General features: G+C 63.7%; 11 protein-coding genes, 2 tRNA genes and 3 rRNA genes. 5 read left to right on the top strand and 11 right to left on the bottom strand.

Annotated elements, in window-relative coordinates:
• Positions 1–6 precede the first annotated feature (6 nt).
• The 8 genes from ACILRJ_RS03290 to tyrS all read right to left on the bottom strand — a co-directional run bounded on the left by ACILRJ_RS03290 (position 7) and on the right by tyrS (position 10,919).
• Positions 7–3,423: an ankyrin repeat domain-containing protein gene (locus tag ACILRJ_RS03290; protein WP_395680341.1), complete on the bottom strand. Its 3,417-nt coding sequence runs from the start codon at positions 3,421–3,423 to the stop codon at positions 7–9.
• Positions 3,424–3,527: 104 nt separating this feature from the next.
• Positions 3,528–3,788 carry a YcgL domain-containing protein gene (locus ACILRJ_RS03285; protein ID WP_395680339.1) on the bottom strand — a complete coding sequence of 87 codons (261 nt, stop codon included), beginning with the start codon at positions 3,786–3,788 and terminating at the stop codon, positions 3,528–3,530.
• 241 nt (positions 3,789–4,029) lie between these two features.
• A 5S ribosomal RNA gene (gene rrf, locus ACILRJ_RS03280) occupies positions 4,030–4,144 on the bottom strand.
• 121 nt (positions 4,145–4,265) lie between these two features.
• Positions 4,266–7,141, bottom strand: a 23S ribosomal RNA gene (locus tag ACILRJ_RS03275).
• Positions 7,142–7,315: 174 nt separating this feature from the next.
• Positions 7,316–7,392 (bottom strand) — tRNA-Ile (locus ACILRJ_RS03270).
• 66 nt (positions 7,393–7,458) lie between these two features.
• Positions 7,459–7,534, bottom strand: a tRNA-Ala gene (locus ACILRJ_RS03265).
• Between the two features lie 80 nt (positions 7,535–7,614).
• Positions 7,615–9,153, bottom strand: a 16S ribosomal RNA gene (locus ACILRJ_RS03260).
• The 16S, 23S and 5S rRNA genes sit together here with 2 tRNA genes alongside, the layout of an rRNA operon.
• Positions 9,154–9,707: 554 nt before the next feature.
• Complete coding sequence (gene tyrS / locus ACILRJ_RS03255) at positions 9,708–10,919, bottom strand: tyrosine--tRNA ligase (RefSeq protein WP_395680337.1); 1,212 nt, start codon at positions 10,917–10,919, stop codon at positions 9,708–9,710.
• A gap of 184 nt (positions 10,920–11,103) precedes the next feature.
• On the opposite strand from tyrS, the gene ACILRJ_RS03250 reads away from it, so the two are divergent.
• Together ACILRJ_RS03250 and ACILRJ_RS03245 are read left to right on the top strand one after the other, a co-directional pair.
• Positions 11,104–12,549, top strand: a complete 1,446-nt coding sequence (locus ACILRJ_RS03250; RefSeq protein WP_395680335.1) for an OapA family protein — start codon at positions 11,104–11,106, stop codon at positions 12,547–12,549.
• Position 12,550: 1 nt separating this feature from the next.
• On the top strand, positions 12,551–13,726 hold the full coding sequence (locus ACILRJ_RS03245) for an anhydro-N-acetylmuramic acid kinase (RefSeq protein ID WP_395680333.1): 1,176 nt from the start codon (positions 12,551–12,553) through the stop codon (positions 13,724–13,726).
• On the opposite strand, the gene ACILRJ_RS03240 is transcribed toward ACILRJ_RS03245, so the two are convergent.
• Positions 13,693–14,973, bottom strand: coding sequence for an AmpG family muropeptide MFS transporter (locus ACILRJ_RS03240; RefSeq protein ID WP_395680331.1), 1,281 nt, complete (start codon positions 14,971–14,973; stop codon positions 13,693–13,695). The two genes, ACILRJ_RS03245 and ACILRJ_RS03240, sit on opposite strands and share 34 nt — an antisense overlap.
• 16 nt (positions 14,974–14,989) lie before the next feature.
• A complete protein-coding gene (locus ACILRJ_RS03235; RefSeq protein WP_395680329.1) occupies positions 14,990–15,793 on the bottom strand; it encodes an exodeoxyribonuclease III in 804 nt (267 codons plus the stop codon).
• Positions 15,794–15,936: 143 nt separating this feature from the next.
• Between ACILRJ_RS03235 and pyrE the strand changes: the two genes are divergently transcribed.
• Genes pyrE through ACILRJ_RS03220 form a run of 3 tightly spaced genes read left to right on the top strand, consistent with a single transcriptional unit; the run spans position 15,937 to position 17,572 of the window.
• On the top strand, positions 15,937–16,584 hold the full coding sequence (gene pyrE / locus ACILRJ_RS03230; RefSeq protein ID WP_395680327.1) for an orotate phosphoribosyltransferase: 648 nt from the start codon (positions 15,937–15,939) through the stop codon (positions 16,582–16,584).
• Between the two features lie 53 nt (positions 16,585–16,637).
• Entirely contained in the window at positions 16,638–17,303 is a 666-nt protein-coding gene (locus ACILRJ_RS03225) for a DUF4124 domain-containing protein (protein ID WP_395680325.1), read from the top strand.
• 32 nt (positions 17,304–17,335) lie between these two features.
• On the top strand, positions 17,336–17,572 hold the full coding sequence (locus ACILRJ_RS03220; RefSeq protein WP_395680323.1) for a hypothetical protein: 237 nt from the start codon (positions 17,336–17,338) through the stop codon (positions 17,570–17,572).
• Between the two features lie 18 nt (positions 17,573–17,590).
• Here ACILRJ_RS03220 and ACILRJ_RS03215 read toward each other — a convergent pair whose 3' ends face one another.
• Entirely contained in the window at positions 17,591–19,984 is a 2,394-nt protein-coding gene (locus tag ACILRJ_RS03215) for a phosphomannomutase/phosphoglucomutase (protein WP_395680321.1), read from the bottom strand.
• Positions 19,985–20,023 lie beyond the last annotated feature (39 nt).

The following is a 20,023-nucleotide window of genomic DNA, read 5'->3' as shown; positions in this document are numbered from 1 at the left end:
CCCGTGTCAATCGGATGCGCGCGCCGGGCGCCGCAAGGTCTGGCGCACGCCGGGGACCGGCGCGGAACGCGCGCCATCGAGCTCTGCGGCAACGTCGACGTAGCCGAGCAGCGCGGCGACGTCGGCCGCGCTGCGTTCGAAACCATCGAGGAGGTCAAGCGGTGCGCCGTGCGACTTGAGCAGGCGCGCGCAGCCGGATAGCCCGTGCAGGGCGCACGCGTGCAGGGCGCTGACGCCACGCGAGTCCTGCGTGTCGACGCGCGCGCCGCGCTCGAGCAGCCATGCGACGAGCTGGTGCAGGTGCTCGGCGTCGCAACGCGCGCCAGGCTGGGAGCGCGCACCGAGCAAGACCAGCAGGGCATCCTGTCCTTGCCGGTTGCGCGCGTCGAGGCGCGCACCGGCACGCAGCAACACGTCGAACATCGCGCGCGATCGCTGCGTGTCACCGCTTTCGAATGCGCCCTGTGCAGCCGCGTGCAGGGCGGTCGTACCCTGCTCGTCCGCGGCATTCGGGTTTGCGCCGGCTTCGAGCAATGCGCGCGCGGTGCGCTCGTCCGCGAGCGCAGCGGCAAACAACAGGCACGACCCGCCGCCGGCGATCGGCAGATCCGGCGATACGCCGTGCGCGAGCAACGTGCGAACGACCGCTTCGCGGCGTGCGCCGACCGCGGCTGCGAGGCAGTGCACCCCGGACCGGGTCAGATGGGCGACGTCCGCACCCGCGGCAAGGAGATGAACGACCAGCGCGGCGTGGCCGGCACCCGCGGCACGCACGAGCGCCGTGGCGCCTTGCGCGTCCTCGGCATCGACCGCGATGCCCAGCGCCTGCAGCCGTGTCACTGCTTCGAGATCGCCTTCGGCAGCGGCGGCGGGCAGGTCGGCGTCGCGTAGGCGGCGCAACGGCAAGCGCCATCCGCTCCAGCTCAGCCAGTGCACCCATTCCCCTTCACCGCGCGCGAGCGCCAGGCCGAGCGCGGTTTCGCCGTTCGCGTTCGCGATCTCGGGGTTGGCGCCGGCGGCGATCAACAACCGCTGCATCGTGGTGGCGGTTTCGTGGTCATGGCGCAGCGCCAGATGCAGCGGCGCGTTCCCTTGCGCGTCACGCGCATCGGGATCGGCGCCGCGATCCAGCAGGGAAGCAACGAGATTGCACTCGCCGAGCGCCGCTGCGAGATGCAATGGGGACTGGTGGCTGTCCGTGGTGCCACACCAGTCCGCGCCGCGCGCGAGGAGATCGGACGCGAGCGCGACCATCGCGGCAGGCTCTGCAGCCGGCGCCGCGGCGAGCACGCGCGCGACTAGTCCGGCCCCCCCAAGCGGTGCACCGACGGCGACAAGCTCGGCGAGTGCGCGAATCGCCTGTGGAAGCCGCTCGACCAACGCGTCGAACAAGCTGGTTCCGGATCCGCAGCGCGCCGCTGCATCAAGCCCGTGGTTGCGCAGCCAGTTGCGCGCGTCGGCATGCTCGGGCTCGGCAAGGTCGAGGTAAAGGTCGGCAAGCGCGGCCGCGGGCCAGGCTCCGACCACGCCAACGAACTCGTTCGCCACGTTCCAGTGGCCAAATCGCAGGGCATCGAGCAGATGGTCCGCATTCGCCGTCGAAGCTTCGATGGATGCGGCCGAGAGACTGGATGGCAACGGGTAGGTCGGATCGAGCAACGCGACGATATGCCAGCGTCCTGCGGTCGCGGCGTAATCGAGTGCGCGCTTGCCGTCGGCGCCCGTCAGCGAGCGCGTCGCACCAAGCGCCAAAAGGGCGCGCACCGCGTCATCGCCGGCATGGCGGGACTGGCAGGCGATCATCAAGGCGCTGCGGCCACTGGCGTCGACGCGATCGGCATCCACCTTGCGCTTTCCCAGCGCATGGATCGAGGCGGCGGAGCCGGCGCGCGCGGCTTCCATCAATGCCGTCGTGCCGCGCGCGTCGGCGAGTTCCGGTGTTGCGCCAGCACCCAGCAGCGCATCGACGATGCGTGCGTGGCCGGACAAAGCGGCTGTCATCAACGCGCTGCGCTCGAGCATGCCGCGTGCATCGACGCGCGCCTTGTGCTTGAGCAGCAATCGGACGCCGAACGGATCGTCTTCGGCAATCGTGCATGCGCAAAGGAGGGCCGGTTGCGCGTGCTCGACGTCGGGCTTCGCGCCATGCTCAAGCAGGAATGTGGCGACATTCCAGTTTGCGTTCGCACAGGCGACGGCGAGCGCGGTCATGCCTTCGGCGTTGACCGCGTTGACGTCGATTGCCGCATCAACCAGAAGCGCCGCGATGATCGGTTGCGCGCAACGCGCGGCGTGGTGCAAGGGCGTGTTGCCGGCCGCATCGGGCATGCGCGCATCGGCGCCGTTCGCGAGCAGGGTCGTGACCGCATCCGGCCGGCCGTCATGGCTGTCGCGGGTTGCTGCGATCAGCGGCGTGATGCCGCCGTGCACGCGGTTGATGTCGACGCCTTTGGCGATCAACGCGCGCAACAGGCGCAGGTCCGGCAAGGTGACCGCGAGCATCAGCGGCGTGCGCTGATCGCGATGCGACGGCCCGGGAGTGGTGTCGGGATCGGCGCCGCGCTCCAGAGCCGCCAGCGCGAGGCTCACCTGGGTCGAATGCACCGCACACAGCAAGGTGGAATCGAGGTCGGCACGCGCGATTCCATCTGGAATGCGCGCTTGTTCGGCGTCCTGCGCGTCGGACCGTGCCTCCGGCTCGATCACCGCAGCGTGGCGACGCCCGCGCGCATCGGCCAACATTGCATGCAGGCAACGGTTGACAAGCAACAAGTGCGCGAACGGGGAAAGGATCGCTGCATACAGGACGATTGCGACCGTCCGCACTTCACCGGACAACAGTCCGCCGATCCCGGAGAGCGCCAGCGCGCCAAGGGCGAGCAGCAGCAACCCCAGCGCCGCCGGGAGGCCGCGGGTGAAAAACAATTCGTGCTCGCCGGTCATGTGCCGCGCGAACGCCAGCGATCTGCGCAATACCTTCAAAAGCCATGAACCGCGTTCGTCCGGATGTGGATACGCGTCGTCCCAAAGCAGCGGCAGCGCGAACGCAGGCCATATCCGCCACAGGCACACGAGCGACAACATCAAGGCGGCCGACAAGCCAAGCGCTGCAAGCAGCGAGCCCTCTTTCAGCAGCCACCAGGCGGGCAGGGCCACGAATGCAGCCACCAGCGCGGCATAGGCCGAGGATGCGACGAAGTAGGCAGCGCCGCGGCGCGCGAGACCCCGCGCGAATCCCGTGTCCTGATCGAAACCGATCGCGCGCGAAATCGCGGTCATCACAATCGCGTTCGCGAGCAGGAGAGCGACGAGGGACACCGGATGAACGACCAGCGCCGCAACCCCGAACAACAACCACGCCGGCAACAGCAACCGGATCGCAGTGCGCAGGACCTGCAAACCATTGGAGGCGCGTTTTCGCATTCCCACCTCTGTTCGGCGCGCGGTCGGATACCGCATCAATCGAGTATATCGACGCTCGCTGCCCAATGATCAGGAAACACTGAACGACGCATCCGGGCGGGACGTCAGGCAATGCCACCCGTCGTATCGGCGGGCGGCAATTGCAGGTAGTAGCCCTGATCGGACAGCGCAGCGCTGACCTGGGCGGCATCGGCACGGGCAAGCTTGCGATCGGACGTCAGCTCCAATTCCATGACGAACTCCAGGCGACCGAGCCTTTGGCGCAAAGCCACCGGCACCGCAGAGAAGTCGTCCGCGCTGACGACGTACAGATACGCGCCGACCTTGCGCGAACTCCTGTAGATGAAGCAACGCGTATGGGACATGGAATTCATATCCAAGACAGAGGTGGAGGCAGTTCCGCCATCCATTTGCAAAGCCTGCATTGGCTCCTGCAATGCGACTCGCACGGACGTGGGAAATGTTCGCAGAAGCCGGGAGCGCCTGCGGACCAGGCAATCCTGGCGTCCGTCTGCATTTGCTCCTGCAATAGCAGCCACTCCGGCCGTTCCTGATCGCCAAAAAGCGAACGCCTCCCCGTTTCCGGGGAGGCGTTCTGGGTAAAGCCCCTGGCGATGACCTACTCTTGCATGGCTTAAGCCACACTACCATCGGCGCAGCTGCGTTTCACTTCCGAGTTCGAGATGGGATCGGGTGGGACCACAGCGCTAATTTCACCAGGGAACTGGTGCGAGTCGCGCAACAACTGCGCGGACTCGGCATGGGGACTTGGGACGTATTCAAGCGTCGGCTGTACGCCAGACGATTTCGTTGAGGTTTTCAGTGAAGCGGCTTGGAGTTATATGATCAAGCCGCACGGCTCATTAGTATCAGTTAGCTCGGCATTACTGCGATACACACCTGACCTATCAACCACGTAGTCTTCATGGGGCCTTTAGGGGACTTGTGTCCCGGGAGATCTCATCTTGAGGCGCGCTTCCCGCTTAGATGCTTTCAGCGGTTATCGCTTCCGAACGTAGCTACCCGGCAGTGCCACTGGCGTGACAACCGGAACACCAGGGGTTCGTCCACTCCGGTCCTCTCGTACTAGGAGCAGCCCCTCTCAAATCTCCAACGCCCACGACAGATAGGGACCGAACTGTCTCACGACGTTCTGAACCCAGCTCGCGTACCACTTTAAATGGCGAACAGCCATACCCTTGGGACCGGCTACAGCCCCAGGATGTGATGAGCCGACATCGAGGTGCCAAACACTGCCGTCGATATGAACTCTTGGGCAGTATCAGCCTGTTATCCCCGGAGTACCTTTTATCCGTTGAGCGATGGCCCTTCCATACAGAACCACCGGATCACTAAGACCTACTTTCGTACCTGCTTGATCCGTCGATCTTGCAGTCAAGCACGCTTATGCCTTTGCACACAGTGCGCGATGTCCGACCGCGCTGAGCGTACCTTCGTGCTCCTCCGTTACTCTTTGGGAGGAGACCGCCCCAGTCAAACTACCCACCATACACGGTCCCCGATCCGGATTACGGACCTAGGTTAGAACGTCAAGCACTTCAGGGTGGTATTTCAAGGATGGCTCCATGCAAGCTAGCGCCTGCACTTCAAAGCCTCCCACCTATCCTACACAGAAGAACTCAACGTTCAGTGTAAAGCTATAGTAAAGGTTCACGGGGTCTTTCCGTCTTGCCGCGGGAACGCTGCATCTTCACAGCGATTTCAATTTCACTGAGTCTCGGGTGGAGACAGCGCCGCTGTCGTTACACCATTCGTGCAGGTCGGAACTTACCCGACAAGGAATTTCGCTACCTTAGGACCGTTATAGTTACGGCCGCCGTTTACCGGGGCTTCGATCAAGAGCTTCGCCTTGCGGCTGACCCCATCAATTAACCTTCCGGCACCGGGCAGGTGTCACACCCTATACGTCCACTTTCGTGTTTGCAGAGTGCTGTGTTTTTGATAAACAGTCGCAGCGGCCTGGTCACTGCGGCCCAAGAATGCTCAGCTACGCATGTAGCCACACTCCTGGGCGCACCTTCTCCCGAAGTTACGGTGCTATGTTGCCTAGTTCCTTCACCCGAGTTCTCTCAAGCGCCTTGGGATTCTCACCCTGCCTACCTGTGTCGGATTACGGTACGGTCATTCGTGATCTGAAGCTTAGAAGCTTTTCCTGGAAGCGTGGCGTCAGTGACTTCGTCCATAAGGACTCGTCTCGGTGCTCGGCGTATGACCCCCCGGATTTGCCTAAGGGATCCGCCTACCTCCTTTCCCCGGGACAACCAACGCCCGGTACACCTAGCCTTCTCCGTCACTCCATCGCAATCACGAATGGTTCTGGAATATTAACCAGATTCCCATCGACTACGCGTTTCCGCCTCGCCTTAGGAACCGACTAACCCTGCGCCGATGAACGTTGCGCGAGGAAACCTTGGGCTTTCGGCGAGGGGGCTTTTCACCCCCTTTATCGTTACTCATGTCAGCATTCGCACTTCCGATACCTCCAGCAGACCTTACGATCCACCTTCGCAGGCGTACGGAACGCTCCTCTACCGCTCACACTTGCGTGTGAACCCCGAGCTTCGGTGCATGGCTTAGCCCCGTTAAATCTTCCGCGCGGGCCGACTCGACCAGTGAGCTATTACGCTTTCTTTAAAGGATGGCTGCTTCTAAGCCAACCTCCTGGCTGTCTATGCCTTCCCACATCGTTTCCCACTTAGCCATGACTTTGGGACCTTAGCTGCAGGTCTGGGTTGTTTCCCTTTTCACGACGGACGTTCGCACCCGCCGTGTGTCTCCCGTGCTTGCACTTGCTGGTATTCGGAGTTTGCCATGGTTTGGTAAGTCGCGATGACCCCCTAGCCATAACAGTGCTCTACCCCCAGCAGTGATACACGAGGCGCTACCTAAATAGCTTTCGAGGAGAACCAGCTATCTCCGGGTTCGATTAGCTTTTCACTCCTAGCCACACCTCATCCCCTACTTTTGCAACAGGAGTGGGTTCGGGCCTCCAGTGCGTGTTACCGCACCTTCACCCTGGGCATGGCTAGATCACCCGGTTTCGGGTCTACGCCTTGCGACTATGCGCCCTATTCAGACTCGGTTTCCCTTCGCCTCCCCTATACGGTTAAGCTTGCCACAAAACGTAAGTCGCTGACCCATTATACAAAAGGTACGCAGTCACCCTTGCGGGCTCCTACTGCTTGTACGCATACGGTTTCAGGTTCTATTTCACTCCCCTCTCCGGGGTTCTTTTCGCCTTTCCCTCACGGTACTGGTTCGCTATCGGTCGGTCAGGAGTATTTAGCCTTGGAGGATGGTCCCCCCATGTTCAGACAGGGTTTCACGTGCCCCGCCCTACTCACTTTCATCGTGCAAGCCCTTTCGCATACCGGGCTATCACCGTCTATGGCCGGACTTTCCAGACCGTTCCACTAGAACTTGCACGACTTTTGGGCTTTTCCCCGTTCGCTCGTCGCTACTAGGGGAATCTCGGTTGATTTCTTTTCCTTCAGGTAATGAGATATTTCAGTTCCCTGAGTTAGCTTCCCGGTTCTATAGATTCAAACCGGGATACCGCTTGCGCGGTGGGTTTCCCCATTCGGACATTTCCGGATCGAAGCTTGTTGCCAGCTCCCCGGAACTTTTCGCAGGCTACCACGTCCTTCATCGCCTCTGACCGCCAAGGCATCCACCGTATGCGCTTATTCGCTTGACCATATAACTCCAAGTCGCCTCGGAATTACTGTCTTGCACTTCGCCTACTTGCCTCAACGACACGTCTGGTTCGACAGAACCAAAACGCTTGTTTACGTCCCAAGTTTTCAAAGAGCACGATGCGCACTTCAACGTCGCATCGTGAAAAATTCTGAGAGTGTGCTGATCCAGAGAATGGTGGGTCTGGGAGGACTCGAACCACCGGCCTCACCCTTATCAGGGGTGCGCTCTAACCACCTGAGCTACAGACCCGGATTATCCGTTGAAAGTCCGCACAAGGATGTGCGGGCTCTCGCGGAGGGATCCGCGTAATGCCAGTGGTGGAGCCAGTCGGGATCGAACCGACGACCCCCTGCTTGCAAAGCAGGTGCTCTCCCAGCTGAGCTATGGCCCCTTGAGGGGACTCGCGGCCGAGCCGCGTCTCTGGATGCAGGTATCTTGTGTGGGCACCTTGGGATGGTGAAGTCATTCTCTAAAGGAGGTGATCCAGCCGCACCTTCCGATACGGCTACCTTGTTACGACTTCACCCCAGTCATTGACCACTCCGTGGCAAGCGTCCTCCTTGCGGTTAGACTACCTGCTTCTGGAGCAACCAACTCCCATGGTGTGACGGGCGGTGTGTACAAGGCCCGGGAACGTATTCACCGCGACAATGCTGATTCGCGATTACTAGCGATTCCGACTTCACGGAGTCGAGTTGCAGACTCCGATCCGGACTGAGATCGGCTTTCTGGGATTGGCTCCGCCTCGCGGCATTGCGACCCTCTGTACCGACCATTGTAGTACGTGTGTAGCCCTGGCCGTAAGGGCCATGATGACTTGACGTCATCCCCACCTTCCTCCGGTTTGTCACCGGCAGTCTCCTTAGAGTTCCCACCATTACGTGCTGGCAACTAAGGACAAGGGTTGCGCTCGTTGCGGGACTTAACCCAACATCTCACGACACGAGCTGACGACAGCCATGCAGCACCTGTGTTCCGATTCCCGAAGGCACTCCCGCATCTCTGCAGGATTCCGGACATGTCAAGGCCAGGTAAGGTTCTTCGCGTTGCATCGAATTAAACCACATACTCCACCGCTTGTGCGGGCCCCCGTCAATTCCTTTGAGTTTCAGTCTTGCGACCGTACTCCCCAGGCGGCGAACTTAACGCGTTAGCTTCGACACTGAGCACCTAAGTGTGCCCAACATCCAGTTCGCATCGTTTAGGGCGTGGACTACCAGGGTATCTAATCCTGTTTGCTCCCCACGCTTTCGTGCCTCAGCGTCAGTACTGGTCCAGATGGCCGCCTTCGCCACGGGTGTTCCTCCCGATCTCTACGCATTTCACCGCTACACCGGGAATTCCACCATCCTCTACCGTACTCTAGCTCGCCAGTATCCATCGCAATTCCCAGGTTGAGCCCAGGGCTTTCACGACAGACTTAACGAACCGCCTACGCACGCTTTACGCCCAGTAATTCCGAGTAACGCTTGCACCCTTCGTATTACCGCGGCTGCTGGCACGAAGTTAGCCGGTGCTTATTCTTTGGGTACCGTCATCCGCACGGGATATTACCCCGTACGATTTCTTCCCCAACAAAAGGGCTTTACAACCCGAAGGCCTTCTTCACCCACGCGGCATGGCTGGATCAGGCTTGCGCCCATTGTCCAATATTCCCCACTGCTGCCTCCCGTAGGAGTCTGGACCGTGTCTCAGTTCCAGTGTGGCTGATCATCCTCTCAGACCAGCTACGGATCGTCGCCTTGGTGAGCCATTACCTCACCAACTAGCTAATCCGACATCGGCTCATCTTGTCGCGTGAGGCCTTGCGGTCCCCCACTTTCACCTTTCGGTCTTATGCGGTATTAGCGTAAGTTTCCCTACGTTATCCCCCACAACAAGGCAGATTCCGATGTATTCCTCACCCGTCCGCCGCTCGCCACCAGGGTTGCCCCCGTGCTGCCGCTCGACTTGCATGTGTTAGGCCTGCCGCCAGCGTTCACTCTGAGCCAGGATCAAACTCTTCAGTTAAAACTTCAGGTCTTCCGGCCGAAGCCTTCCAACCAAACCTCTGAGTGAGAACCAAGCGTTTGCGTAAAACATTGCTGCTTGACGTTTGCTTGGACGCACTTTGTATCAATGGACTTTCATCCACCACAAGGCGCCCACACAAGTTACCTGCGCACACTGTCAAAGATCATTGGCTTGCGGAACTTTTCTGATCCGCGCCTCAGGACATTTCGTCCGAGGTGAGCCGTGCATCTTACATCGTTTTTCGTATCCGTCAACACCTCGAAGCGACTTTTTTCGCTTCGCAGCATCCGGCGATCTTCCGCCTTCCGCTGCCCTCTCCCGCGTCGCCCGTTTGGGCTTCCCGTCGAAGGGGGGCGCATCTTACATCCGATTCCCGCTTCGTCAACCCCCACGGCAAACTTTTTTTGCGGGGCAACATTGCGGGGGATATCGTTTCGCCGATGGCCCGAAAGGGTCGGCAGCGAAGGGCCGCGAATCCTACAACCAAACGAATTTTCGTCAAGCCCTCGCGCGGACTTTTCCCCCGGGCGACAGAGAGCCGGGTGGGGAAGCTATGCAACCACCAGGCGCACGCGCGCAAATGAACGCTTGCCGATCTGCAAAAGGTGCTCGCCGCCCAACGCCAGCAGGCGATCGCGATCCTCGATGACCGCGCCATCGACCCGCAGCGCGCGCTCGGCAATCTTGCGCGCGACCTCCGAATTGCTGCCCGCAAGCTTCGCCGCCACGAACAACGGCGCGACGCGGATCCCTTCGGCCGGCACCACGATGTCGATCAGCGGCAGGTCGACGTCGACACGCTGCTCGCGCACCAGCGCCGTCCATTGCGCGACTGCCTGCTCGGCCGCGGCTGCATCGTGGAAACGCGCGGCCAGTTCACGCGCAAGCGCCAATTTGGCGTCGCGCGGGTGGAGTTGGCCAGCCGTCACTTCGGCCTGCATCCTGCCGATGTCGGCCAGCGTCCGCTCGAGGCTGAGCAGTTCGTACCAGCGCCACATCAGCTCGTCGCCGATCTTCATCGTCTTGTTGACGATGTCGATGGCAGGCTCGGCGATGCCGATGTAGTTGCCGAGCGACTTCGACATCTTGGCGACGCCATCCAGGCCTTCCAGCAGCGGCATCGTCAGCACGATCTGTGGCGGTTGGCCGTAGTGTTCCTGCAGGCCGCGACCCATCAGCAGGTTGAACTTCTGGTCGGTGCCGCCGAGCTCGACATCCGCCTGCAGCGCCACCGAGTCGTAGCCCTGCACCAGCGGATACAGGAATTCGTGGATGGCAATGGACTGCTGCGCGGCATAGCGCTTGGAGAAATCGTCGCGCTCCAGCATGCGCGCAACCGTGTGCTGGGCGGCGAGCTTGATCATGTCGGCCGCCGACATCGTGCCAAACCATTCGGAATTGAAGCGCACCTCGGTGCGCTCGCGGTCGAGCACCTTGAACACCTGCTCGGCATAGGTCTTCGCGTTCGCCGCGACGTCCTCGCGCGAAAGCGGCTTGCGCGTGACATTCTTGCCGGTCGGATCGCCGATCATGCCGGTGAAATCCCCGATCAGGAATATCACCTGATGGCCGAGGTCCTGGAACTGGCGCATCTTGTTCAGCAGCACCGTGTGTCCGAGGTGCAGGTCGGGAGCGGTCGGGTCGAAGCCAGCCTTGATGCGCAGCGGCCGGCCGAGGCGCAGGCGCGCCTCGAGGTCCTCTTTCTTGATGAGCTCGTCGGCGCCGCGGCCGATCAGGTCGAGCGCTGCCTGCATGTCCGTCATGAAAATCCCTGTACTCGGCGAATGCCCGGGGCGTCACCGATGTTGAATGGGGACGTCGCGAATACAGACGTCACGGTTAATAATTCGTTAGTGAACGATTGTTCGCAAGTCCTTGTCGGCATTGGCGTTGACGGCAACCTCACTACGCCTTTATGGTACCCCGCGATTGACCGGACTGCGACCTGTGACCGACCACCAGCACGACCTCAAGAACACTCGCCACAAGGCTCGTCGCCTCACCCTCCGGCGCCACGCGCAGCGTCGGCATTTTCATTTCTATTCGCGCGTGTCCAACTGGACGTTCCTGCAGAACGTGTCCGCATCGCCGATCAGCTGGCGCGCCGAACACTGGATCCTCGGCGGCGTCTGCGTGCTGCTGACCGCGCTGGTCGGCATCGTGATTCCAACCTTCGCCAACGCGACCCGCCACGAGCCGGCCCCGATACCCTACACGACGATGGCTCTCGACTTGCCGAATCTCGGCGACGAGGCCGATGCCGCGATCGGCGCCTATGGCGCGGCGAGCGAGCCGGATTGGCATGTGGTGACGGTTCGCGCAGGTCAATCGCTTTCCGACATCTTCCGCGAGCAGGGCCTCGGCCCGAACGACCTGCAGCGCGTGCTCGATTCGCAGGATGACGCCTCGGCGCTGCGCCACATCCGGCCCGGGCAGGAGTTCGCGTTCGCGCGCGCCGCCGACGGCACGCTGAGCGCGATGCGATTCGAACGCGGCGACGCTACCCGCGTCGTGCTGCATTTCGGCGCGGACGGGGTCAGCGAGGACGCGACCGACCGCGCCGTGGAACGCCGCACCCATGTCGCGCATGGCGTCGTCACGCGCTCGCTGTTCTATGCGGGCGAACGCGCCGGCCTCAGCGACGGCATGGTACTCAAGCTCGCCAACGCGTTCGGCTACGACATCGACTTCGCGCAGGACTTGCGCGAGGGCGACAGTTTCAGCGTGATCTACGACGACCTCTATCGCGAGGGCGAGCGCCTGCGTGACGGCGACATCATCGCGGCGACGTTCATCAACCAGGGCAAGCGCTACACCGCGATTCGCTACACCAATGCGGACGGCGAGACGATGTACTACACCGAGGACGGCCGTCCGCTGCGCAAGTCGTTCCTGCGCACGCCGGTGGAATTCACGCGCATTTCCTCGACCTTCTCGACCGGTCGCATGCATCCGGTCCTCGGCTACATGCGCGCGCACAAGGGCGTCGACTACGCTGCGCCGACCGGCACGCCAATCCGCGCCGCCGGTGACGGCAAAATCACCTACCGCGGCTGGATGTCCGGCTATGGCAACTTCGTGATCGTGCAGCACAACGCGCACATCAGCACCGCCTACGGCCACATGTCGCGCTTTGCCAGCGAAAAGCTCGGCGACCACGTCAAGCAGGGCGAGACGATCGGCTACGTCGGCATGACCGGCCTCGCCACCGGGCCACACCTGCACTATGAGTTCCGCATCGACGGCGGCCACCGCGACCCGCTGACCGTGACGCTGCCGCCGCCGGAACCGCTGCCGGCAAGCCAGCTCGCGCAATTCCGTCAGCAGAGCGCGCCGGTACTGGCCAAGCTCAAGCTCGTCGGCGGCTCGCAGCTTGCCCGCAACAACGATTGACGTGCCTGCGGGCACGCGGCTCTACCTCGGCCTGATTTCCGGCACCAGCGCGGACGGCATCGATGCCGCGTTAGTGGAGTTTGCGGATCCCTCCGCAACGCCCCCGCCATCCATGGCCGGACATTTCAAGAAGAGCCCGGCGCCGCCGAGGCTTGTCGCAGCACGGACGTTCGCCTATCCGGCCGCCGTGCGCGAACGCATTGTCTCGCTCGCACGCAGTGACGCGGAAATCGCGCTCGACGCCTATGGCCGCCTCGACGTCGAGATCGGCACCTGCTTCGCCGATGCCGCGACCGCGCTGCTGCGCGACGCCGGCATCGATCCACGCAACGTCACGGCGATCGGCTCGCACGGCCAGACCGTCTGCCATCGTCCTGGCGGACCGCGCCCGTTCACGCTGCAGATCGGCGACGCCTGCGTCATTGCCGAGCAGACCGGCATCACGACCATCGCCGATTTCCGCCGCGCTGACGTCGCCGCCGGTGGCCAGGGCGCGCCGCTGTTGCCCGCGCTGCATGCTGCCGTGTTTGCCGATGCGCAGATTCCGCGCGCGATCCTGAACCTCGGCGGCATTGCCAACGCGACCCTGCTGCGTCCGGGCAACGACGTGATCGGTTTCGATACCGGGCCCGCCAATTGCCTGCTCGATGCGTGGGCCGCGCGCCATCTCGGAACGGCGCGCGACGAGAACGGCGCCTGGAGCGCGAACGGAAGGATCCGCGTTGATGTTCTCGCCGCGTTGCTGCGGGATCCATATTTCGCCGCGCCGCCGCCGAAAAGCACCGGGCGCGAGTATTTCAATCTCGACTGGCTCGCGGCACACCTCCCTGCCGGCGCCGACGCGGCGGACGTGCAGGCGACGCTGCTCGCGCTCAGCGCCCGCAGCATTGCCGACGCACTGCACAGCAGTGGCGTGGCCGAGGTCTATGCCTGCGGCGGCGGCGTACACAACTCGGCGTTGATGGCCGCGTTGCGCGCGGAATTGCCGGCCCTGCGGATCGACACGACCGCCGCGCTCGGTCTTGATCCCGACTTCGTGGAGGCCGCCGGCTTCGCCTGGCTCGCACGCGCGCGCCTCGCGGGGTTGCCCGGCAATCTGCCCTCGGTCACTGGCGCGCGCGGGCCGCGCGCATTGGGCGCGCTCTATTCGGCGCCGTCCTTGCCGATGTCGCGGTAACGCGGCCACAGGAACACCAGCAACAGGGTCGCCGGGATCAGCGCCACCACGGTGATCACGAAATAGGTGCCATAGCCGACCGACATCGCGATGCCGCCGGCGAAGATGCCGAGCACCTTGCCCGGCAGGTTCACCAGCGAACTGAGCAATGCGTACTGCGTCGCGGTGTGCTCGCGGTTGACCAGTGCGGACAGGAACGCGACGGTCGGCGGCCCGAGCATCCCGAGCGTGAAGTTTTCGGCCGAGATCACCACCGCCAGCATCCACAGGTTTCCCGGAAACGCGATCAGCAACAGGTAGAGCAGATTGCAACTGCCGCACAGCACGACCATCGCGCACAACGGCTTCCACGGCCCCCAGCGCACGACCATCGCGCCGCCGACGAACGCACCCGCGATGCCGATCCAGATACCGTAGATCTTCGTGATCGCGCCGATCTGGGTCTGGCTGAAACCCATGTCGAGATAGAACGGGCCCATGATGCCGCCGATAGTCGCCTGTTCCGGAATCTTGAACAGCAGCAGGAAGGCCAGCGTCGCGAGCGCCAGCACGACGCCGTAGCGACGGAAGAAATCGACGAACGGATCGGCGACCGCATAGCGCAACGCATCGCCCCATGCCGGCGGTTTCCGCTGGGACATCGCCGGTTCCGGCGCGCGCAGATTGCCGATGATCGGCACCGCCATGCCGGCTGCGAGCGCAAGATAGATGTGCGCCCACGGAACGTGGTCGGCGAAGATCAGCGCGAACGCCCCCGCCGCCATCAGTGCGATGCGGTAACCGAGCGAATAAGTGGCGATCAGCGCACCCTGCTGGTCCGGCGGCGCGATCTCGATCCGGTACGCATCGATTGCGATGTCCTGCGTCGCCCCGAAGAACGCCACCGCCAAGGAAGCCACGACGAACGGCGGCAGGTTCGCTGGAGTCAGCAGCGCCATCGCCACCAGCCCGGCGGCGACGCCGAGCTGCGCCAGCAGCAGCCAGCCGCGGCGGCGACCGAACCGCGCGAACCCGGGCACCTGCCAATGGTCGAGCAATGGCGCCCACAGCGGCTTGAACACGTACAGCATGCCCGCGCTGGCGATGACCGTGATCTCGCGCAGCACGATGCCGTGCTGCTTGAGCCAGTACGACAACGTGCCGGCGACGAGCAGGAACGGCAGGCCTGAGGAAAATCCGAACAGGAACATCGTCCATGCGGCCGGTTGCGTGAACGCCCTCCACACCGAAGGCCTTGGCGCGGTCATCGCTTCACCCACCGCCTCATGTCCGATAGTCGACGAGGTACGGCGCATGGTCGGAGAAGCGCGGCTCGCGCGTGATCGCGCACGCGCGCAGGCGATCGCGCAGCGACGGCGTCACCAGCTGGTAGTCGATGCGCCAGCCGACGTCGTTCGCGCGCGCCGCGCCGCGATGGCTCCACCAGGTGTAATCCTGCCCTTCGGGACGCAGCACGCGGTAGGTGTCGACCCAACCATTGTGCGCCGGCGGCGTGCCATCGCTGCCACCGTCTTCGCCGAGCTGCGCATTCAACCACTCGCGCTCGCTCGGCAGGCAGCCGGAGTTCTTCTGGTTCGACGTCCAGTTCTTGATGTCGTTGCGACTGCGCACGATGTTCCAGTCGCCGCACAGCACGTAGTCGCGGCCACTCGCGAGCCAATGATCGAGGATCGGTTTGAGCCGCTTCATCGCATCGAACTTGATCGCCTGGCGCTCATCGCCCGACGAGCCGGACGGGATGTAGAAGGACACGACACTGAGCTTGCCGTAGCGCGCCTCGATGTAGCGGCCTTCCTGCTCGAACAGGTCGAGGCCAAGCGTCGTGAGCACCTCGTCGGGCTCGCGCTTCGAATAGATCGCGACGCCGCTGTAGCCTTTCTTCGTCGTCGCGTCGCGATAGAAGCAGTGGTGACCGTCCGGGCGAAACATCGGATCGGACAGCTGGTCCTCCTGCGCCTTGGTTTCCTGCAGGCAGACGACATCGGCGTCCTGCGCGCGCAGCCAGTCGAAAAATCCCTTGGTGGCCGCAGAGCGGATCCCATTGGCGTTGAAACTGATGACCTTCATTCGGAAATCGGCAAGCCGGGGCAATCGGACAAGCCTACCCGAAGTCGGCAGTGCAGGAAGCCGCCTCGCGGTGACGCCCGCGCATTCCACTTGTTCGCCGCCTCTTGCACAATCCGGATCCCGATTGCCGATTGCCGATTGCCATGTCGCAAAGCCAGCGCGAATTCCTCGACCTCGCCGTAGCTCGCAATGTCCTGCGCTTCGGCGAGTTCACCCTGAAGTCCGGCCGCGTCAGCCCGTACTTCTTCAATGCCGGCCTGTTCGACAGCGGCGCGGCGCTCGCCACGCTCGGCCGCGCCTACGCACAGGCGGCGGCCAGCTCGGGCATCGCGTTCGACATGCTGTTCGGACCGGCCTACAAGGGCATCGTGCTGGCCGCGCTTACCGCCGCTGCGCTGGCCGAACGGCATGCGCGCGACGTGCCGTTCGCGTACAACCGCAAGGAGGCGAAGGATCATGGCGAGGGTGGCCTGCTGGTCGGCGCGCCGCTGCGCGGGCGCGTGCTGATCGTCGACGACGTGATCACCGCGGGCACCGCGATCCGCGAAGCGCTGGCGCTGATCCGCGCCGCCGGCGCTCAACCGGCGGGCGTGCTGCTTGCGTTGGACCGCGAGGAGCGCGGGCAGGGATCGCTGTCCGCAACCCAGGAGCTCGCAGCCGAGCAGGGTATCCCGACCGTCGCGATCGCGCGCCTGACCGACCTGCTCGCCTATGCGGCGGATCGCCCCGAACTGGCCGATCATCGGCCACGCTTGACCGCATATCGGGAGCGTTACGGAGTACACGCCTGATCGCCCCGTTGCCAACGGCAAGCTCCCATATACTGCGGCTTGGAGGATCACCCATGCGCATTCCATTGTCCCGGCCGCTGGTACTGGCGCTGACCCTAGTTGCCGGTTGCGAACTCGCGACGGCTGCCCCGACCGCGCTCGATCACAATCGGTTCAAGTGGCGCGATGCCCAGGGCAACCTGCACTACTCCGACTCGGTTCCACCCGAAGCCGCGAAGTTCGGCTACGACGTCGTCAATCCGCAAGGGATCGTGATCAAGCACGTCGAGCGCGCCAAGACCGACGCAGAGCTCGCCGCCGCGAAGGTGGAGGCGGCCAAGCAGGCGGCCGAGCGCAGGGTCGCCGAACAGAGCGCACGCGACGACGAGCAATTGCTGAGCAACTATCCGCAGGAAGACGATCTCAAGCATGCCCAGCAACAGCAACTGGAAATGCTCGAGCAGCAGGTCAAGGCCGCGGCTGCGAGCCTGCGCAACCAGGAACAGTCACTCGCGGACCTGCTCGATCGCGCGGCGGAAGCGGAGCGTACCGGCAAGGAGCTGCCGGCCGAGCAGACCACGCAACTGGGTCGCATGCGCAAGCAGGTCGACGACCAACGCCTGACCGTCGCGCAACGCGAACGCGACCGCGACGAGGCCAGCAGCCATTTCGAGGCACAGGTGGCGCACTACCGCGAGCTCAAGGCCAAGCTCAAGCCGCAAGCGGCCCAACAACCCTGACGAGCCGGGCGCCGCCCAGGGGGGCGGTACGCATGATCCGCTGTCCATCCTGCGAATCCACCGAAAGCGCGCTGCTCGAGCGCGTGCATTTCGGCGCCGGCCAGGCCGCCGACCGGCGCGAGTGCGCGATCTGCGGCGAACAATGGATGGTGCCGGTCGACACGCAGGCGGAAGGCGACGTCGAATCGATCGAACTGCGCGACGACGATGCCGCCGCGAGCGGCGAAGCGCCGGACGAGTCCGACGGCGTCGAGGAGTGGTTCCGATAGACGCGCGGCGCGCCGCCGTCAGAATGGCAGCGGCAACGAAGAATCCAGCGCCAGCAACTGCGCGCGGAACACGTCCTGGATGCGCCTGAGCGCGGTCGCCGTGTCGGCATCGAAGCGCAGCACCAGAACGGGCGTCGTGTTCGATGCGCGTACCAGGCCCCAGCCGTCCGGCCAGTCCGCACGCACGCCATCGATCGTGGTCAGGCGTGCGCCCTCGAAGCGCGCGCGCGCGCGGAACTTCTCGATGAACGCGTAGTGCTCGCCCTCGCGCATCGGGATCTTCAGCTCCGGCGTCGACACTCCCTTCGGCAGTGTCGCGAAGATCTGCTCGGGCTTGCGCTCCTCGATGTCGCTGGCCAGGATTTCCATCAAGCGCGCGGCCGAATAGATTCCGTCGTCGAAACCGTACCAGCGTTCGCCGAAGAAGAAATGGCCGCTCATCTCGCCGGCGAGCGCCGCATTCGTCTCGCGCATCTTCGCCTTGATCAACGAATGCCCGGTGCGCCACATGAGCGGGCTGCCGCCCTGCTGCAAGATCAGCGGCTGCAGGTGGCCGGTGCACTTGACGTCGTAGATGATGGTGGCGCCCGGATTGCGTATCAGGATGTCGCTCGCGAACAGCATCAGCAGGCGATCGGGGAAGATCACCTCGCCACTCGCGGTGACCACGCCCAGGCGATCGCCGTCGCCATCGAAGGCGAGGCCGATGTCGGCGCCGACCTGCTTCACTGACAGGATCAGGTCCTGCAGGTTGTGCAGGTCCGACGGATCGGGGTGATGGTTCGGGAAGGTGCCGTCGACATCGCAGTAGAGCGGGATGACCTCGCAACCGATGCCCTCGAGCACCGCCGGGGCGATCGCGCCGGCGATGCCATTGCCGCAATCGACCACGACCTTGAGCTTGCGCTCGATCTGGATGTCGTCGGTGATGCGGCGCAGATAGTCCTGACTCACGTCGATCGTCTGCAGGCCGCCCATGCCATCGACGAAGCGCTCGGCCTCGATGCGTCGGTACAGGTTCTGGATCGCATCCTCGGACAAGGTCTCACCACCGAGCACGATCTTGAAGCCGTTGTAGTCGGGAGGATTGTGGCTGCCGGTCACCGATATGCCCGACCCGGTCCGCAAGTGGTAGCCCGCGAAGTAGGTCACCGGCGTCGGCGCTGGCCCGATGTCGATGACATCGATGCCGGTCGAACGCAGGCCATTGATCAGCGCGAACACGAGATCGGGACCCGACAGGCGACCGTCGCGACCGACCACGATCTCGCTGAGGCCGCGATCGCGCGCCTCGCTGCCGATCGCGCGGCCGATCAGACGCGCAACACCGGTCGTCAGCGTCGTTCCGACCACGCCGCGGATATCGTAGGCGCGGAAGATGCTCGGATCGACGTCGACGACTTCGTCCTTGATCTTCGCCCGTACCGCCGGCACGGACGCATTGGCGGCCGCGGCAACGGGTGCGTCCGGTTTTACCTTCATCGCCTGGGCAAGGGTCATCTCGGGCTCGTTCGTTTTCGGCTTGCGTTGCAACACTTCCATCGCTCGTTCCCTGCCGACCTGCCGGATCCACATCAACGCGCCGCCGGCGAGCAGGCTCAGCAGGCTGACCAGCGCCGTGATCGGCAGGCTTTCGCTGAACACAATGAAGTAGCCCGGATCCGCCTTGCCGATGCGCAGGCGGGTGCCGGGGATCGGTTCGCCGACGTCGCCGATCGTGTTGCCGGTGTGTTCGCCGATGCTCGCGATGATCAGGTCGCCATGGCCGTCGCCCTGGCGCAGGTCGAGGCGCGCACCGCTGACCGAGGTGCGATTGAAGCGGGTCAGCACGGGCTTGAACGGCAGCTCGACCACCGCGAACGCAACCACCTGGCCGGCTACGCGCGCGGGAAGCGTCACCATCAGTTGCTGTCCCGCCTCCCCTTCGACACGCATTTCCGCAAGCGGCTGGCGCGGGTTGATCTTCGCCTGCATCAGCGCCGCGGCCTTGGCGTAGCCGATCGCATGCAGGTCCCCCGACAGCACCTCGTCGAGATTGGGACTGAAGAACTCCGCATCGGTGGCGCCTTGCAACAGCTGCTTCAACGCCGCCGCAGCCGCCGGCCGACCTTCCGCGCCCTGCTGCAGCGCTTGCTGCACATTCGGTTCATCGAGCGCAACCTGGACCGCCTGCTGCTGTTCACGCACATAGCCAGCAAGCGTGCCGATCACCTGCGCACGCGCCTCGTCCGCATTCGCAACACCGCGCTGCGCCAGCCACAGCAGCCATGCCTGCCATGCCATGAACGAACCGAATACGAGCAGGAAGGTTCCGAGCGCGAACGGACCGAGCGAACGCAGGCCCGGCAACACGCGCGCGCCCAACCGCGCCAGTTGCTCCTTCGGGGACATCTTGTGGTGGTCGTCGCCCATGCCTTCCTCCGTCGCATCGCGCGGCGCATCAGCCGCAAC

This window comes from Dokdonella sp. (assembly GCF_044227025.1).
In the GTDB taxonomy this organism is placed as follows: Bacteria; Pseudomonadota; Gammaproteobacteria; order Xanthomonadales; family Rhodanobacteraceae; genus Dokdonella_A.
Note: the sequence above shows the minus strand (reverse complement) of the source record. Positions and strands in the feature narration are given on the sequence as shown.

What these genes read in the sequence shown, in the direction of transcription:
- tyrS (WP_395680337.1), bottom strand. Translation starts at nt 10,919, where the DNA reads ATGACGGACATGCAGGCAGCGCTCGACCTGATCGGCCGCGGCGCCGAC.
- ACILRJ_RS03225 (WP_395680325.1), top strand. Translation starts at nt 16,638, where the DNA reads ATGCGCATTCCATTGTCCCGGCCGCTGGTACTGGCGCTGACCCTAGTT.
- ACILRJ_RS03215 (WP_395680321.1), bottom strand. Translation starts at nt 19,984, where the DNA reads ATGGGCGACGACCACCACAAGATGTCCCCGAAGGAGCAACTGGCGCGG.
- pyrE (WP_395680327.1), top strand. Translation starts at nt 15,937, where the DNA reads ATGTCGCAAAGCCAGCGCGAATTCCTCGACCTCGCCGTAGCTCGCAAT.
- ACILRJ_RS03285 (WP_395680339.1), bottom strand. Translation starts at nt 3,788, where the DNA reads ATGTCCCATACGCGTTGCTTCATCTACAGGAGTTCGCGCAAGGTCGGC.
- ACILRJ_RS03290 (WP_395680341.1), bottom strand. Translation starts at nt 3,423, where the DNA reads ATGCGAAAACGCGCCTCCAATGGTTTGCAGGTCCTGCGCACTGCGATC.
- ACILRJ_RS03235 (WP_395680329.1), bottom strand. Translation starts at nt 15,793, where the DNA reads ATGAAGGTCATCAGTTTCAACGCCAATGGGATCCGCTCTGCGGCCACC.
- ACILRJ_RS03240 (WP_395680331.1), bottom strand. Translation starts at nt 14,973, where the DNA reads ATGACCGCGCCAAGGCCTTCGGTGTGGAGGGCGTTCACGCAACCGGCC.
- ACILRJ_RS03220 (WP_395680323.1), top strand. Translation starts at nt 17,336, where the DNA reads ATGATCCGCTGTCCATCCTGCGAATCCACCGAAAGCGCGCTGCTCGAG.